General features: G+C 66.7%; 14 protein-coding genes and 2 pseudogenes. 13 read left to right on the top strand and 3 right to left on the bottom strand.

Translation table 11 applies throughout. From position 1 onward, the window contains the following. Window positions 1-78: 78 nt before the first annotated feature. The 9 genes from AC1DYD_RS27240 (at window position 79) to AC1DYD_RS27200 (ending at window position 12,752) form a co-directional block, all read left to right on the top strand. The gene (locus AC1DYD_RS27240) at window positions 79-1,605 is read left to right on the top strand and encodes an efflux transporter outer membrane subunit (RefSeq protein ID WP_478175873.1); all 1,527 of its coding nucleotides are present in this window, start codon (window positions 79-81) and stop codon (window positions 1,603-1,605) included. A gap of 28 nt (window positions 1,606-1,633) precedes the next feature. Beyond that, window positions 1,634-2,767 (top strand): efflux RND transporter periplasmic adaptor subunit, encoded by a 1,134-nt coding sequence (locus tag AC1DYD_RS27235; protein ID WP_478175872.1) that lies wholly within the window; start codon window positions 1,634-1,636, stop codon window positions 2,765-2,767. Then, window positions 2,764-5,862, top strand: a complete 3,099-nt coding sequence (locus AC1DYD_RS27230; RefSeq protein ID WP_478175871.1) for an efflux RND transporter permease subunit — start codon at window positions 2,764-2,766, stop codon at window positions 5,860-5,862. The genes AC1DYD_RS27235 and AC1DYD_RS27230 overlap by 4 nt, the downstream gene beginning before the upstream one ends. A gap of 104 nt (window positions 5,863-5,966) precedes the next feature. Next, window positions 5,967-8,333: a DUF3141 domain-containing protein gene (locus AC1DYD_RS27225; protein ID WP_478175870.1), complete on the top strand. Its 2,367-nt coding sequence runs from the start codon at window positions 5,967-5,969 to the stop codon at window positions 8,331-8,333. A gap of 1 nt (window position 8,334) precedes the next feature. Continuing rightward, window positions 8,335-9,114 (top strand): enoyl-ACP reductase FabI, encoded by a 780-nt coding sequence (fabI, locus tag AC1DYD_RS27220; RefSeq protein WP_478175869.1) that lies wholly within the window; start codon window positions 8,335-8,337, stop codon window positions 9,112-9,114. A gap of 58 nt (window positions 9,115-9,172) precedes the next feature. After that, entirely contained in the window at window positions 9,173-10,639 is a 1,467-nt protein-coding gene (locus AC1DYD_RS27215) for a bifunctional enoyl-CoA hydratase/phosphate acetyltransferase (RefSeq protein WP_478175921.1), read from the top strand. Window positions 10,640-10,710: 71 nt separating this feature from the next. After that, window positions 10,711-11,961, top strand: coding sequence for an acetate/propionate family kinase (locus AC1DYD_RS27210; protein ID WP_478175920.1), 1,251 nt, complete (start codon window positions 10,711-10,713; stop codon window positions 11,959-11,961). Then, window positions 11,958-12,284, top strand: coding sequence for a hypothetical protein (locus AC1DYD_RS27205; RefSeq protein WP_478085539.1), 327 nt, complete (start codon window positions 11,958-11,960; stop codon window positions 12,282-12,284). Before AC1DYD_RS27210 ends, AC1DYD_RS27205 begins: the two co-directional genes overlap by 4 nt. A 21-nt stretch (window positions 12,285-12,305) precedes the next feature. Continuing rightward, complete coding sequence (locus AC1DYD_RS27200; protein ID WP_478175868.1) at window positions 12,306-12,752, top strand: hypothetical protein; 447 nt, start codon at window positions 12,306-12,308, stop codon at window positions 12,750-12,752. On the opposite strand, the gene AC1DYD_RS27195 is transcribed toward AC1DYD_RS27200, so the two are convergent. Beyond that, window positions 12,749-13,033 carry a hypothetical protein gene (locus AC1DYD_RS27195; protein ID WP_478175867.1) on the bottom strand — a complete coding sequence of 95 codons (285 nt, stop codon included), beginning with the start codon at window positions 13,031-13,033 and terminating at the stop codon, window positions 12,749-12,751. The genes AC1DYD_RS27200 and AC1DYD_RS27195 overlap by 4 nt on opposite strands. A gap of 35 nt (window positions 13,034-13,068) precedes the next feature. Then, entirely contained in the window at window positions 13,069-13,461 is a 393-nt protein-coding gene (locus tag AC1DYD_RS27190; RefSeq protein ID WP_478175866.1) for a PRC-barrel domain-containing protein, read from the bottom strand. Between the two features lie 165 nt (window positions 13,462-13,626). Between AC1DYD_RS27190 and AC1DYD_RS27185 the strand changes: the two are divergent. The 4 genes and pseudogenes from AC1DYD_RS27185 to AC1DYD_RS27170 all read left to right on the top strand — a co-directional run. Further along, a pseudogene (locus AC1DYD_RS27185) lies at window positions 13,627-13,788 on the top strand (integrase core domain-containing protein); the annotation flags it as partial. A 501-nt stretch (window positions 13,789-14,289) separates the two neighbouring features. Continuing rightward, window positions 14,290-15,042 (top strand): SGNH/GDSL hydrolase family protein, encoded by a 753-nt coding sequence (locus tag AC1DYD_RS27180; RefSeq protein WP_478175865.1) that lies wholly within the window; start codon window positions 14,290-14,292, stop codon window positions 15,040-15,042. Between the two features lie 34 nt (window positions 15,043-15,076). Continuing rightward, entirely contained in the window at window positions 15,077-15,862 is a 786-nt protein-coding gene (locus tag AC1DYD_RS27175; RefSeq protein WP_478175864.1) for a hypothetical protein, read from the top strand. Beyond that, complete coding sequence (locus AC1DYD_RS27170; RefSeq protein WP_478175923.1) at window positions 15,828-16,520, top strand: hypothetical protein; 693 nt, start codon at window positions 15,828-15,830, stop codon at window positions 16,518-16,520. Before AC1DYD_RS27175 ends, AC1DYD_RS27170 begins: the two co-directional genes overlap by 35 nt. Here AC1DYD_RS27170 and AC1DYD_RS27165 read toward each other — a convergent pair. Further along, window positions 16,443-16,683: pseudogene (locus AC1DYD_RS27165) on the bottom strand (IS701 family transposase); the annotation flags it as partial. The gene AC1DYD_RS27170 and the pseudogene AC1DYD_RS27165 overlap by 78 nt on opposite strands.

The raw sequence follows: 16,683 nt of genomic DNA, 5'->3' as shown, positions 1-16,683 counted from the left end.
ACGTCGACGCAACGCTGACGACTTCGTGCGCATCGCGCCCTACGCTAACCCCCTCGAATCCAAGACGAGTCCACTCCGATGTCATCTCCCTCCGCACTTTCGCCGTCCCACCAGGCCAGGCAGAAGCCCCCCAAGCGGGCCGATCAGCTGGCCGGTCTCTTCGTCGTGGCGGCGCTGGCCGCATCGACCACCCTGATGTTCACCGGCTGTTCCACGCCGGCCGCCCATCCGACGGTCGACGTGCCGGCCAAGTTCGCCGCGAGCGCGCCCTCCGAAGTCGAGCCCGAGGCCGCCTGGTGGGAAAGTTTCCACGACCCGGTATTGACCGACCTGGTGCGCCGCGCCGCGCGCGAGAACCGCGACGTCAAGATCGCCGCCGAGCGCCTGCGAGCGGCGCGTTCCGGCGTGACGGTCAGCCGGTCCTTCCTGATGCCCAGCGTCAGCGCCGTCGGCTCGGGGAGCGATCGCAGCAGCGGCTACGGCGACGCCGTGAAGAAGTTGCAGCCCGACACCAAGAGCGGCAGCGCTGGCCTCGACGTCTCGTGGGAGATCGACTTGAGTGGCCGCCTGCGCGCGGGCGCGGCCGCGGCCGCGGCGGAAGCGCTGGCGGTGGAAGACGGCATGCGCGGCGTGCGCCTGCTGGTCATGACCGACGTCGCCAGCAACTACTTCAAGCTCGTGGGCGCGATGCGCCAGCTCGACACCCTGCGCGCGATCACGGCTGCCAGGGACGAGACCCTGCGCCTTGTGAAGGCGCGCCAAAGCGCCGGCCTGGCGACACCGTTCGACGTGGAGCGCGCGCAGACCGAGGCGGAAACGGCGCGCGCAGAGATCCCGCCGCTGGAGACCATCGCGGCGGTTTCGCGACATCGCATTGCGGTGCTGATCGGCGAGCAGGCCTTCGATGCAGCCCGCGTCGAGCCCTGGCGCGGCGACGTGGTCGTACCCAAGCCCCAGCCGGGACAACCAGCCGCGCTGCTGCAACGCCGCCCGGACGTGCTCGCCCTGTTGGCGCAACTGGATGCGGCCAACGCGCGCCGCCAGCAGGCCGCCGCCGAATGGTTTCCGCGGCTGTTTCTCGACGCGTCGTTCGGCCGCCAGAACATGGCGCTGAACGGCATCGGCCTGGGCTCCGCCCGCTACACCAACGTGGCGGCCCTGCTCGCGATGCCGATCTTCAACGCCGGCCGAACGCAGGCCATCAACGACATCGCCGAGAGCGGCCAGCGCGAAGCGCTGCTGCGCGCCGAGGACGGCATGGTGCGCGCGCTGGAGGACGTCGAGAACGCCCTGGTCGCCAGCTCCTCGGAGCAGCAGCGTTCGAAGTCGCTGCAGAGCGCCGCCGCTTCCGCGGAAGCGGCCCTCGCCCGCGCCCAGTCGCTCTACGACCGCGGCCAGATCGACCTGCTGCCGTTGCTGGATGCGCAGCGCTCGCGCCTGGCGGTGCGGCTGAGCGCCAACGACAGCGACACCCAGCTGCTGCTCGACAGCGTGCAGCTCTACAAGGCGCTGGGCGGGGGCTGGCAGGTGTTCGAGCCTGCTGCCCAGCCCGCAGCGCAAACCACCTCCTCCGCCGCCGGCGCCACCCAGGCGTCGCATTCCTGAAACCCGTCGCCTTCAACGAGGTACTGTCTTGAAGAACTCTCTTGCCGCGGTCATCGCTTTGCCGATCGCCGCGATGCTCTCCGCATGCAGCCCGGACAAGCCGCCCATCGAGGCGCCTCGGCCGGTGCGCATCTCCGACATTCGCTACGACGCCGCCCGCGAAGCCAACCGCTACGCAGGCACCGTGCAATCCCGCTACGAAGTCGACCAGGCCTTCCGCGTGGGCGGAAAGGTCGCCCAGCGCAAGGTCGATGTCGGCCAGTTCGTGCACGAAGGCGACATCCTCGCGGTGCTGGACGACAGCGACTACCGACTGGCCGAGGAGGCCGCGCGGCAGCAATGGTCGGCTGCCGTCACGCAGGCCCGCCAGGCCGAATCGGATCGCAAGCGCCTGGGTTCGCTGAAGGCCGACGGCTCGGTCAGCGTGGCCGACGACGAGCATGCCCACAGCGGCTCGGAGACGGCGCAGGCGGCCCAAGAGGCGCAGGCGCGCCAGCTCGAGCTCGCGCGCAACCGCCTGAAGTACACCACGCTGCGCGCCTCGCGCAGCGGGGTGGTCACCGCGGTGCGCTTCGAAGCGGGCCAGGTGGTCGCCGAAGGACTGCCGATGGTCGCGATCGCCGACCCCGGCACGCCGGAAATCGTCATCGACGTGCCCGAGGACCAGCTGGCGACGTTCAAGGCGGCGCGCTTCAAGGCCTCGCTGGCGAGCGCACCGGCCGACTTCTTCGAGGTCTCGCTGCGCGAGATGTCGCCGCAGGCCGCCGCGCAGACACGCACCTATCGCGCCCGGTTGAAGCCGGCTGGCGCTCGGCCCCTGCCGCTGGGCGCGACGGCCACGCTGGTGACCGACCGGGCGATGTCGGAGACGCCGCTGGCGTCCCTCCCGGCCAGCGCGCTCACGCAAGTCAGCGGCCAGCCTGCGGTGTGGGTGGTCAAGCACGCCGCCAAGGAGGCGGTGGGCAGCGTCGAACTCTTGCGCGTGACGGTGCACGGCTACCGCAACGACGAGGTGCTGGTGTCCGGCCCGCCGGCCGGCGAGCAGGTCGTCACCGCGGGGGTGCAGAAGATGGCGCCCGGATTGAAGGTCGCGCTGCCCGGCGCGGCGCTGGCTGAAGCCAAGCTCACGCAGCTCGACACGACGCAGCAGGCCGCCCGATGAAAAGCTTCAACCTCACCGAATGGGCGCTCGGGCATCGCGCCGTGGTGCTCTTCCTGATCATCGTGGTCTCGATCGCGGGCGTCTTCAGCTTCTCGAAGCTCGGCCAGCTTGAGGACCCCAAGTTCTCCGTGCCGTCGATGACGGCGACCGTGATCTGGCCCGGCGCGAGCGCACAGCAGATCCAGGACGAACTGCTGAACCGCATCGAGAAGAAGTTCGAGCAGCTCGACCACTTCGAGAAGGTCGTCACCTTTGCGCGCCAGGGCTACGGCGGCATGACGATCACCGTGAAGGGCGGCACCTCGCACAAGGACCAGCAGGAAGCCTGGTACCAGGCGCGCAAGAAGTTCTCCGACCTCAAGCTCGAACTGCCCGACGGCGTCGTTGGCCCGATCTTCAACGACGAGTTCGGCGACGTCTACTCCCTGCTCTACGCCGTCAAGGGTGACGGCATCGGGCACGCGGAGCTGTCGGACATCTCCGAGGACATCAAGCGCCGCCTGCTCAAGGCGCCCTACGTGAAAAAGGTCGACCTCCTGGGCAAGCAGGACCAGAAGGTGTACGTGGAGTTCTCCAACCAGCGCCTGGCCACGCTCGGCATCACGCCGCTCGCGATCGCCGAGAGCCTGAAGAGCCAGAACGCCATGATGCCCGGCGGCTCCATCGACACGAAGGACGACCGCGTGTTCGTGCGCGTGAGCGGCCAGTTCACGAATCTGGATGACATCCGCAGCGTGCCGGTCTCCGCGGGAGGCCGGACGATCAAGCTCGGCGACATCGCGACAGTGACGCGCGGCTTCCAGGACCCGCCGACCTACACCATCCGCCACAACGGCCAGGACGTGCTGATGGTCGGCATCGTGATGACCGACGACGGCAACGTCGTCGAGCTCGGCAAGGCCGTGGAAGACGCGGTCGCGAAGGTGCAAGCCGAACTGCCGCACGGCGTGGAGCTGGAGCGCGTCGCCGACCAGCCCACCACCGTGAAGGATTCCGTGTGGGAATTCGAGCGCTCGCTGATGGAAGCGCTCGTGATCGTGATGGCGGTGAGCCTGCTGAGCCTGGGCTTCCGCACCGGCCTCATCGTCGCCATCTCGGTGCCGCTGGTGCTCGGCGTGGTCGCCATGGTGATGCTCGCGATGGGCTGGAACCTGGAGCGCATATCGCTCGGCTCGCTCATCATCGCGCTCGGTCTGCTGGTGGACGACGCGATCATCGCGATCGAGATGATGGTGGTGAAGATGGAAGGAGGGTGGGACCGCGCGAAGGCGGCCGCCTTCTCCTATTCCGCGACCGCCATGCCCCGCCTTTCGGGCGCCCTCATCACGGTCGCGGGCTTCATGCCGATCGGCTTCGCGCACTCCACCACCGCCGAATATGCGGGCGGCATCTTCTGGATCGTGGGCATTGCCGTGGTGTTCTCGTGGCTCTGCTCGGGCATGATCGTGCCCTACCTCGCGGTGAAGATGCTGCCGAAGGACTTCGGCAAGAACCACCACGGCGACCCCTACGACACGCCCTTCTACCGCAAGCTGCGCGGCTGGATCGACTTCGCGCTGGACAAGCGCTGGCTGATCATCGCCGTGACGGGGGGCGCCCTGGTGCTCGCGCTGGCCGGCATGAAGTTCGTCCCGCAGCAGTTCTTCCCGAACAGCGAGCGCCCCGAACTGATCCTCGACCTGCGCTTGAAGGAAGGCTCGTCGTTCCAGGCAGCGACCGAACAGGTCAAGCGCATGGAAGCGGTGCTGAAGAAGGACGAGGAAGTGCGCTTTTTCACCGCCTACACAGGCGCGGGCGCGCCGCGCTTCTACCTCGCGCTGTCGCCCGAGCTGCCCAACCCCGGCTACGCCCAGTTCATCGTGATGACGAAGGACATGCAAGCGCGCGAACGTGTGCGTTTGCGGCTGATGGCCACGGCCGACAAGGACTTCCCGCAGGCCTGGGTGCGCGTCACCCGCCTCGAGATGGGTCCTTCGGTGGGCTATCCGGTGCAGTTCCGCGTGGTCGGCCCCGACACGCAGAAGGTGCGAGAGATCGCCCGCCAGGTCGAACAGGTCATGTCCTCGAGCCCGAAGCTGCGTGATGTGCAGTTCGACTGGAACGACCCGGTCCGCACGCTCAAGGTCGACCTCGACCAGGACAAGGCCCGTGCGCTGGGTCTTACGCCCTCCGACGTGAATCTCGTCACCCAGAGCGTGATGAACGGCGCGACCCTGTCGCAGCTGCGCGAGCACGAGAACCTGGTGGACATCGTCGCGCGTGCCGTGCCGAAGGAGCGCCTGGACCTGGACACGCTGAAGGACGTGAACATCTACACGCGCGCCGGCACCGTCGTGCCGCTGTCCGAAGTGGCGAAGGTGAAGTACGAGCTCGAAGAGCCCGTGCTGTGGCGGCGCAACCGCGACATGGCCATTACCGTGCGTGCCGACGTCAAGGACGGCGAGCAGCCCGTGTCCGTGACGAAGGAAATCGAGCCGCTGCTCAAGGACATCGAGGCGAAGCTGCCCGCCGGCTACCGCGTCGACACCGGCGGCGCCGTGGAAGAAAGCGAAAAGGCCAACAAGGCTCTCGCCGCCGTGGCGCCGGTGATGGTGCTCACCATCCTGCTGATCCTCATGCTCCAGCTGCAGGACTTCTCGAAGATGGCGATGGTGTTCCTCACCGCCCCGCTCGGCCTGATCGGCGTGGTCGCAGCCCTGCTGGCGTTCCGCGCCCCGCTCGGCTTCGTGGCGATCCTGGGCATCATCGCGCTCGGCGGCATGATCATGCGCAACTCGGTGATCCTGATCGACCAGGTGCGCATCGAGATGGAGGAAGGCCGCGACGCCTGGAATGCCATCGTCGATGCCGCCCTGCACCGGACGCGCCCGGTGGTGCTGACCGCCGCCGCCACCGTGCTCGCGATGCTCCCGCTCACGCGCAGCGTGTTCTGGGGCCCGATGGCTCTCGCGATCATGGGCGGCCTGACCATCGCCACGGTGCTGACCATCTTCTTCGTGCCCGCCCTGTACGCGGCGTGGTTCAAGGTCCGCCGCGCGCCGGCCGGCAGCACCGACCCGACGCCGGGCCCGAGCCATGTGGCGCTGGCTTCCTGACGGTCACGGCCATGGCGCGGCGCCTCCTTCTCACCGACGAAGACCCGCCGGGTCTTCCACATCGACTCCCAAAACGAACTGACCTCCAACGAAGGAACGATCCTATGAAGAATCCGACGACACAGCTTGCCCAGAGCCGGGAAATCTCCAAAGAGGTGGCCAAGGCGTTCGAACACCGGACCACGGTGGCCGCGAAGCACTTGGCCGAACGCGTGCGGCAAGCAGGCGATCGGCAGCTGGCGGCCTTGGTGAAGAAACCGCTGCTGCCCTGGCAGGCCGGGGTGGACGCCGCGCAATACGGCGTCGACTTCGCCCAGCGCGCGGTGCTGCTCTGGGACGGGCTGCGCCAGCGCGGCAACAACTTCATCGAGCACGAGCGGCAAGGCCTGCCGCCGATGCTGCACTTCGCGCACGAGATGGTCATGGACGGGCGCACGATGGAGCGTCCGGTCAATTACGCGCTGCTGCGCATCGTGCCGCCGGATGGCGTGAAGGTGGATGCGCGCCGCCGTCCCTACCTGATCATCGATCCGCGGGGCGGCCACGGTCCTGGCATCGGCGGCTTCAAGGAGGACTCGGAAGTGGGCGTCGCCCTGGCCGCCGGCCACCCGGTGTACTTCGTCATCTTCTTCCGCGATCCCGAGCCCGGCCAGACGCTGGTGGACGTGTGCAACGCCGAACGCGAGTTCGTGCGGTGCGTGCACGCGCTCCATTCCGATGCGCCGAAGCCCGCGATCGTCGGCAACTGCCAGGGCGGCTGGGCCGCGATGATGCTGGCCGCGGCCAATCCCGACGACACCGGCCCGCTCGTCGTCGTGGGCGCACCGATGTCCTACTGGGGCGGCGCCTGGAGCGAAGGCGCGGGCGACAACCCGATGCGCTATGCGGGCGGGCTGCTCGGCGGCACCTGGCTCGCCTCGCTCACCTCCGACCTCGGCGCGGGAAAGTTCGACGGCGCCTGGCTGGTGCAGAACTTCGAGAACCTGAACCCGGCCAACACCTTCTGGGACAAGTACTACCACGTCTTCGCCAACGCGGACACGGAGCCCGAGCGCTTTCTCGAGTTCGAACGCTGGTGGGGCGGCTACTTCCTGCTGAACCGCGAGGAGATCGAGTGGATCACGCAAAACCTGTTCGTCGGCAACAGGCTCTGGGCGGGCGAGCACTCCGGCGCCGGCATGGGATTCGACCTGCGCGACGTCAAGGTGCCGATCGTGCTGTTCGCCTCGCTGGGCGACAACATCACGCCGCCGCAGCAGGCCTTCAACTGGGTCGCCGACGTGTACGGCAGCACCGAGGAGATCAAGGCGCGCGGCCAGGTGATCGTCGGCCTGATGCACCAGGACATCGGCCACCTGGGCATCTTCGTGTCCGGGCGGGTGGCAAAGAAGGAGCACGCCCAGATCGTGTCGGCCCTGCAGTCCATCGAGACGTTGCCGCCGGGCCTGTACGGGATGGAGATCGCGGAGCAGACGGATGACGCCGGCAAGACCCTCTATGACGTGAGCTTCGTCGAAATCCGGCTCGAAGACGTCGTTGCGCGACTGAACCACTACCGCCGCGAGGACGAGAAGCCGTTCCATGCCATGAAGGCTGTCTCGGAATTCAACCAGCGCGCCTACGAGCTGTTCGGCCGCCCGGTGGCACAGGCGCTGTCCAGCGAGGCCGGTGCGGCCCTGGGGCGCGCGTTCCACCCGCTGCGCTTCCAGCGCTGGGCGCTGTCCGACCTGAACCCGTTCACCTGGTGGCTGGCGCCGGCGGCACAGCAGGTGAAGGCCGCGCGCCAGGCGGTCGCGCCGGACCATCCCCTGCGGCAGCTCGAGTCGACCAGTTCGGAACTCATCAGTGCCTCGCTCGACGGCTGGCGCGCCCTGCGCGACGCGATGGGGGAAGCTGCCTTCTTCCAGGTCTACGGCAACATGTTTGCCCTTTACGGCGGCGATCAGGGCTTCGGCGACGAGCCGCAGGCGCAGCCGTTGAACCCGCGCGATCTGCCCTTCGTGAAGCAGGCGCTCGCCGCCATCGACCAGGGCGGGTATGCCGAGGCGCTGGCGCGTGTCACTTTCCTGATGGCGCATGAGGACACGCCGCTGCCGCTGTCGCGGCTGCACCTCGCCCACGAACTGATCGAGGACTACGGCGACCTGCTGCCCCAGCTGCCGCTCGAGGAAATACGCCGCATCGGCGGCGAGCAGGAAATCATCGCCCGCTACGAACCACAGCAGGCGCTGGCCACGCTGCCCGTCTTGCTGGCGCGCCCGCAGGACCGCAAGCGCCTGCTGACGCTGCTGGAGCGCGTGCTGGCGGACCGGCGGGTACAGCGTATCGTGCCTTCGGCCGAGCAGACGTCGATGCTCGCGCGCATCCGCAGCCTGCTGGTCCCGGTCGTGCCGGCGATCGCCGCGCCCGCGACGCCTTCTGCACCGTCGACGCGTGTGCGGCGCCGGACCGCGGCAGCCAGGAGAGCCTGACATGGACGTCCAATCCCAATCGCTGCTCGCCGGCCGCAAGGGCCTCGTGGTTGGCATCGCCAACGAGCACAGCATTGCCTACGGCTGCGCGCGCGTGTTCCGCGCATGCGGCGCCGAACTCGCCGTGACCTGGCTGAACGACAAGGCCCGCCCGCACGTCGAGCCGCTGGCGCAGGAACTCTCCGCCGCCATTTCCATGCCGCTGGACGTGGAGCAAGCGGGTGCGATGGAAGCCGTCTTCGATGCCGTCCGGCAGCGCTGGGGGCGCCTCGACTTCGTGCTGCACTCGATCGCCTTCGCCCCCTCCGCCGACTTGCACGGGCGGGTGGCCGACAGCTCCCCCGAGGGCTTCGCCCGCGCGATGGACATCTCGTGCCACTCGTTCGTGCGGATGGCGCGCCTGGCCGAACCGCTGATGCACGAGGGAGGCGCGCTGCTGACCATGAGCTACCTGGGTGCGGCCGAAGTCGTGCCGCACTATGGCGTGATGGGGCCGGTGAAGGCCGCGCTCGAAGCTTCGGTCCGCTACCTCGCCACCGAGATGGGCCCGCGCGGCATCCGCGTCAACGCGGTGTCGCCGGGGCCGATCCGCACGCGCGCGGCCTCCGGCATCCCCGGCTTCGACGACCTGATCGAAGACGCACGCTGCCGGGCGCCCCTGCCGCGCGAGGTCGAGATCGACGACGTGGGTTCGCTGTGCGCGTTCCTCGTGAGCGGTGCGGCTCAGGCGATCACCGGCGACGTCCATTACGTGGACGGCGGCTTCCACATCCTTGCATGACCAACGACCCCAAGGCGAAAGAATCGTGTCCTCTACTTCCCATTCCCATGAACTGACGATGCTGCGCAACCGAACCTTTGACGAAATCGCCGTGGGCGATCGCGCCACCATCGAGCACACGTTGAGTGCTGCCGACATCCAGCTGTATGCGGCGATCACGGGCGACATCAACCCGCAGCACACCGACGCCGAGTTCGCCGCCTCTACGCCGTACCAGGGCGTCATCGCCCACGGTATGTGGGGTGCATCCCTGATCTCGACGCTGATAGGCACCTGTCTGCCCGGGCCGGGAACGGTCTACCGCGCCCAGACGCTCGAATTTCGGGCTCCGGTGCGGGTGGGCGACACCCTGTCCGTCACGGTGACGATCAGCGCGCGAGACGAGACGAACCACAGCGTGGTCCTCGACTGCGCTTGCGTCAACCAGCACGGCCAGCAGGTGATCACCGGCGTCGCGACGGTGAGCGCGCCGACGGAACGCTTCGAGCGCCCGCGCGGCAGCCTGCCGCAGGTGGGCATTGCGTCATCGCACGAAGATGAACTGACGCGGCTGATCGAGCGCGTGCGGCCGTTGGGGCGGCTCCGAATGGCGGTGGTGTACCCCTGCGATGCGGTGAGCCTCTCCGCCGCGCTCGATGCCCATGGCGCCGGCCTCATCGACCCGGTGCTGGTCGCGCCGCGCGAGCGCCTGGAGGCCGTTGCCCGACAGGCCGGCCTTGAGATCGGGGACCTGCCCGTCGAGGACGTCGCGGACAGCCATGTCGCGGCCGCGCGCGCCGTCGAGATGGCGCTCGATGGCCAGGTGGACGCTCTCATGAAGGGCAGCCTGCACACCGACGTTCTGATGTCCGCCGTGGTGGCCAGCAAGCTGCGCACCGGTCGCCGCATGAGCCATTGCTTTGTCATGCAGACGCCCGCCTACCCGCGCCCGTTCATCATCACGGACGCCGCGATCAACATCGCGCCGACGCTTCTGGACAAGCTCGACATCGTGCGCAACGCGGTGGACCTCGCGCATGCCTTCGGGGTCGCACGGCCGCGCGTCGCCGTCCTCGCCGCCGTCGAGACGGTCAATCCCAACATGCCCGCCACACTGGACGCCGCGGCGCTGTGCAAGATGGCCGACCGGGGCCAGATCGAGGGCGCTATGGTGGACGGGCCTTTGGCCTTCGACAACGCCGTGTCGGCTGCCGCCGCGCGCGTCAAGGGCATCGTGTCCGAGGTCGCGGGCGCCGCCGACATCCTGGTCGTCCCGGATCTGGAAAGCGGCAACATGCTCGCCAAGCAGCTGGAGCAATTCGGCGGCGCGGCCAGCGCCGGCATCGTGCTCGGCGCGCGCGTCCCGATTGTGCTCACCAGTCGGGCCGACCCGCGCGAGTCCCGCATCGCATCCTGCGCCGTGGCCCTCGTCGCCGCGCGCGGTGCTGCGCAAGGTGCGGGCGTCGCGCGGCAGCCTCCCCAGTCGGCGGCCGCCCGGGCGGTGGCGCCCGCCGCTGCCGCAGCCAACCTGGAGCCGCAGCCGTGAGCGCCGCCATGCTGCAGCCCGCTGCGCGGGAAGGCGCCGCCGGCCGTCTCGTCCGGGAAGCTCTCGAACCGATGCCCGGCGCCGCGTTGACGGGCGATCCCATCCTGGTCCTGAACTGCGGCTCTTCGAGCATCAAGTTCGCTCTTTTCGACACCGGCGCCACGCCGCTGCCGCGACGCCCGCTCTGGGCCGGCCGAGTCGAAGGCATCGGCGGCACGCAGGCGCACCTGATCGACGCAGACGGCGCGTCCGTGCCCCTGGAGCTCGACCCCCAGCGGCCCTACCACGCCGCCCTGCAGCACGTCCGTGCCTGCATCGAACGGCGCACGGGTGGCCGCCCGCCGGCCGCCGTGGTTCACCGGGTCGTCCACGGCGGCAGCAAGTACACGGCCCCGGTGCGCCTGGACCGCGTGGTGCTGGAAGAACTGCGTAGCTTCATCCCCCTCGCGCCACTGCATCAGCCCTATGCCCTGGAGGCGATCGAGGTGCTGCTGGGCGAGGCGCCACATCTGCCGCAGGTGGCCTGCTTCGACACGGCCTTCCACCGGACGCTGCCGCAAGTGGAGCAGATGCTGCCGCTGCCCCATGCCTTGTGGGAACGCGGGGTGCGCCGCTACGGCTTCCACGGCCTGTCCTACGAGTACCTGGCCATCGCCCTGGCCGAACGCCATGGACCCGCGGCGCGCGGGCGCACGATCGTGGCGCATCTCGGCAGCGGCGCCAGCCTCTGCGCGATGGAGGGGCTGAGCAGCGTCGCCACCACCATGGGCTTTTCCGCGCTGGATGGATTGATGATGGGCACGCGCTGCGGGGCGATGGACCCCGGCGTGCTGCTGCACCTGCTTCAAGTCGACAAGATGGGTGTGCACGAGCTCGAACAACTGCTGTACCGCGAGTCCGGACTGCTCGGTGTCTCGGGGCTTTCGCCGAGCCCGCAGGTCCTGCTGGCGGCCGAGGACACGAATCCCCGGGCGCGAATGGCGCTGGACCTCTACGTTCGGCGCATCGTGCGCGAGATCGGCGCCCTGACAGCGGTGCTCGGCGGGCTCGACCTGCTCGCGTTCACCGCCGGCGTCGGCGAGCACAGCGCGGTGCTGCGCGAGCGCATCTGCCGGGGGCTTCACTGGTTGGGGGTGGAGCTGGAGGAGGGCGCCAACCGCGCCCACGCAGCCACGATCTCCAGCGGGCGCGGCCGGGTGCGCGTGGCGGTGGAGCCCACCAACGAGGAATGGGTCGCGGCTTTCCACGCCCTCGACGTGCTGCGCGAAGGCGTTTCTCACATCGGCGGACGCAACCCCCTTTTGACGGAGGCAAGACCATGAACATGAGGCTGGATGACTATCGCGTCGCTGCGAATCTCGAGGACATCGATCGCGAAATCGCGCGGATGGCGCTGCTGTGCCGGGCCAAGCTGCTCCAGTCGGGCGTGATCGAGCGCGTCCTGAAGCGCGATGCGTCGGTATGCGGGACCGACAATCCGATCGCGTTCGGCAAGCTGCACGACATGCTGGTCCTGCACTTCGCGGTGCGCGAGAAATCGGCCGAGGTCCGGGGCCAGATCCCGACCGCCGCGATCGAATCGTACGTGGTCGAGCGCCTGCGCAAGCGTTTCCCAGACCTCGCGGCGGACTGGCGGCGTGCTTGAGCAGCGGTCACGGGCGACCCCATGATGGACATCAGCGTCGGTGCCCTCGCAGGCGTGCTGGGGTCGGTGGCCGGCAGCTCGGCCACGATCGCGATCGCGTGGATCACCCAGAAGACGCACGGCCGGCGCGAACTGATCGGGATGGAGATTCGCAAGCACGAAGCCCTCTACGGTGAATTCATCGCCGAGTGCGGCAAGCTCCTTGTGGATGCGTTGACGCATTCGCTCGAGCAGCCGGAGACGCTCCTGCCGGCGTACGCGCTGCTCAATCGCATCCGGCTCACCGCCTCGGCCGAGGTGCTCGCCGAGGCCGAGCGCCTGTTGCGGCGCATCGCGGACCAGTACTTCGCCGCCAATCTGACGACGAAAGACGTGGGCCGCATTGCGCATTCGGAGGACCCCGACCCGCTGAAGGTTTTCGGCGAGGCCTGCCGCAGGGAGCTCGAGGCAATCCGCGCCGGACTCTAGGTGGGGCCGGGGCCGCTACACGTGATCCCGTCCCGCTCGACGTGCGCGTGCACGCTCGGAAGGTCCAGCTCGCGACCGATCATCGCTCGCGCGTACAGGTAGTTGTTGCGCGTTCGCTCGCTCATGCCATCCATGTCCACGCGCCCGTCCGGGTCGCAGGCGAACGCGAACGCCTGACCACTTTGGAACAGGGGCCGGAACAGCAGGACGAAGAATGCCGGCTCGGCTTGCGACAGGGCTGCGGCAGCCCCGCCGAAGGAAGAAGAGAGTTCCCGACGCATGGTGAAGCCTCCAATCTTGAGCGGCGGCGCCGTCGTCAGCGCGTGTACTCGAAGGCCGGCATGGCCTTGATCGCCTCGCGCGTGGCGCCACGCAGCACCGGGCGGTCCTCTGAAACGTTGAACAGCCCCACCGGGATCGCTACGTCGTGCCTGCGCACGCCCAGGAAACCGCCGGCGCCCACGATGGCGTAGGAGACGGACGCGTTCGGCGCGACGATGACGTCGGTGATGCGGCCCACGGTTTCGCCGTTCTCGTTGACGACCTCTTGGCCGAGGATCTGCTTCTTGGCGCTCAATCCGTTGGCGATTTCGCGCACTTCCATGACGCCGACGCTGAGCAGCGTGGAGCCTGCAACCTGCGCCTGGGCGCTTGCTGCGCCTGTCACGAGGACGAGTGCCGCCAGCGCGCCTGTGAATGTGTTTCTCATATCTTTTGTCCTGAATGACGTGGAAGGTGGAAGGGTTACGGCGCCGGATTCGCGCGGGTGGAGCCGATGCCAGAAGCGTAGGCCGTGCCTCTTGCGAAGTCGTGGATGAATCGTCTGACTTCGGTCCGGATTCGGTGTGCGCATGTCTGACCAAACACGCACCGAAATGCGACCGCACAAGATGCGCGGGAAAAGTTGAAGGCTTGGCAGCATGACTACAACCATCACCGCCCACACGGATCACTGGGCCACCTGACCCCCAGTGAGTTCGTCAAAAAGAGGTCAGATCAACAAGCCGAAAACCGCCCAACTCCAGTTCAAAACTGACCGGAAATGGGGGAGACGTCACCCCCAGCGAGGCCCAAAAGGCGACGACGCTGGTTGATGGCAGATCCGCAGACCTCCAATCAGCGGCAGCTTCTGTTGTGAGCGACAGGCGCGATCACTTGCTTGCACGCTCACGCGGGCTTGTTGCGCCAATCGTGTCCAGGGGTATTTCGGAAATTTCTTGGGTTCGTTTCCGAATGGCCTCACGTTGCCCGGACCGCGTTGCCCTGGAAAATTGACGACACGCGCCGAAACGTCCATTCGCGTTCCCCGAGTGTCATTGGAAACGCGAAGTACTTTGCAACGTCCGTGCGTGAACACCGCCCGTGTTCTCGCACGATCGCAGGCAAGGAATCTTGGCGTGCCCCTCCAGTTGGCGCGAGGGTGATTGCTCTTCTATGAATTGGATTCCATTCGCAAACGGAGTGGTCGCGTCTCAATCCACGACGTCACATACGCAGTTTGCGGACTTGGCGTTGCATTTCTTCTTGGATCGAAAGTTTGATTTTTCTTCAGATGAAGTACCGAACTTGCCGCATCGCTGCTTGCGTGCTTGCCGCTGCCTTGCTGACTGCATGCGGCGGAGGCGGAGAAGCCTGGGATGGCAGCAAAGCATACGCTTCAGAAGCGTTGAAGTCCGCGCCCGAAGCCAAGCAGGAGGGCGCGATTGAACCGGTCTTTGGTTGCACCGTCGAAGTCTATGGCGATTCGATCATGGCCGGGAACGGAACAGCCGAAACGCCTTCCATGACACTGCAACGTCTGCGGCCCGGCTTGCAGGTGGTGGCCGACCACTCGGCGGCCGGCACCATGCTCGCCATGCTGTATCCAGAATTCGCCGCATCCCCGCGCACCGCACGCTTTGTGGTGATCGAGAACGGCGTGATCGACGCTTGGCGGGGGGCATCCGTGCAGCGAATTCTGAACACATACGGAGCGATGATCGAGCGAGTTCGCTCAGAAGGCCGGGTGCCTGTGCTGACAGGATTTTCTCGTCAATCCATCGGTGGCGTCTTGAAGGCTGAGGACATTTCACGGCGAGACTCATACGACGCCGCGGTCAAGAACTACGCCACCGAACTAGACGTCGCGTTCGCCGACTGGGGGGGTGTTCAATTCGGCGGCCCTTCAGACCTGCTGGATTTCGTTCATCCCAACAAGACTTACAGCGACCGTCTGGTCGAACAACTGGCATTGACACTGGACAAGGTCGCACCTGAGTGTGTCGTCCAATCCGTCGATGGCAAGCGATGAGTCAGTCCGCAACACGGCACGCCAGGATAGCGAAATGAGAACGGGATTTCAGTCGTTTTCAAGCTTCATGACGCGTCAATTGAGGCTCGTGCGTTCTGAACGGGTCGATCCCACTCAAGCGGCCATGAACCCAGAGATCCACAGAATCTCGTTGGTGCCAGTTGCGTCACCCGTCGAGTTCCACACCGAGGACAGAGCCTTTACAGAGCCGTTCATGCCGACGCTTGGCTACCTCTCAATGAACGATCGCAGGAAGTGGAGCGCGGCCAGTCAGAAGATGCGCTGCCTTCGCGATTCTCTGGGTCCGAAAATGACGACTGCACTTGACGGCGAACTGAAGGCAACGGGATTTTGGATCTCGTCGATCGAGAGTATGAAATCCGCACCGAGCGGCCTCGACACGGTTGACTGCAAGGCGCTGCCTGCTCCAAACGCGGTTCTGCATGTCACATTCACCGGCGTAGGCATGGCTTCATCGGGCTGGTCGAGCGACTATGCGCCGCGAATGAACATCCAAGCCTGTCTCCTGGCCCATCCGAACGCTTCCAGTTGGTTGACAAGCAACCACATTTACTATGGTGCCGACTCCAGTGGAGACACCGATTGCAGTATCCCGGCCGACCGAGATCACCGCTTTCCCGATTTCAGCGCCTTGATCGACAGAATCGACGAAATGCCTCAGCACTTCGAGACTGCAGTTCAGGCGATTGCCAAACGCGTCTCGCAGCAATGTGCGCAAAGTCTGGCGCCTGGCTTCCCCAGTCTCCCCGTCTCCCCGTCTCCATATGAATTCATTCGAAATCGGCTTCACAGGCATTGAGGCACTCTTCGTGGTCATCGTCACAACCTTTGTGATCTCCATTGCGTCCCTTCTCGCTGCGCTGGTATTGCACCTCTTGAAGGATCGAACCGCAACTTCCGGCGCCTGGAAGCGCGTTTCCATCCACTCCGCCGTTGACGCCCCACTCCCTCTCGGTCACATCATCGACATCCGTGAGTTCTTGCGTCAGGAGTCGGAGTCCCTGGATGCGCGCCTTCAGGCCGCCGGCATGGCGCTGGAGTTGGAGCTTCCAGCCAATTCACTGCCCGTGCTTCTCAATCGACCGAGGATGCAGGAGGTCTTTGCGCAGCTCGTGGAGTTGGCGCGCAACGTCATGACCAGGGGGAGCACGCTGCAGGTGCTGGCCCGCATCGATGGTACGCACGCGGTCGTCAACTTCATGGACGCCCCATCCGGCGCCGATGCACCGCGTCTCGGGCGATGGTTCGATGAGGTCTATGCCCGTAGCCTGCGCCCGAATACCGACAACCACAATGATGCTTGCGCACGTGTCGCCGTATGCGGGAAGATTGTCGGCGAGCATCAGGGACGCATTTACGCGGCGCCCTCACCACTAGTCTTACTGTGTCACAAGAGTAGCTTTGCGCTTGCCTTGCCGCAGCAAGGGCACTGCCCGAGGCGAGCGATGAGTAGATAGCTCAGGCTGAGTCGCAGTGTCGTGATCGAATGGTCCACGTGGCGCTGCGCGCGCAGGACTGCCGCGGGGGATGTAATTCGCGGGAAACGCAGGCACTTGGCGTTCGATGAAGTTTTTTTTACCGCCGACTGGCTTGTCGGCGATCAGGCGTTCGGCCATCAGG

The organism is Variovorax sp. P4_B11 (genome assembly GCF_056402355.1).
This window is presented reverse-complemented; position numbering and strand designations above follow the sequence as displayed.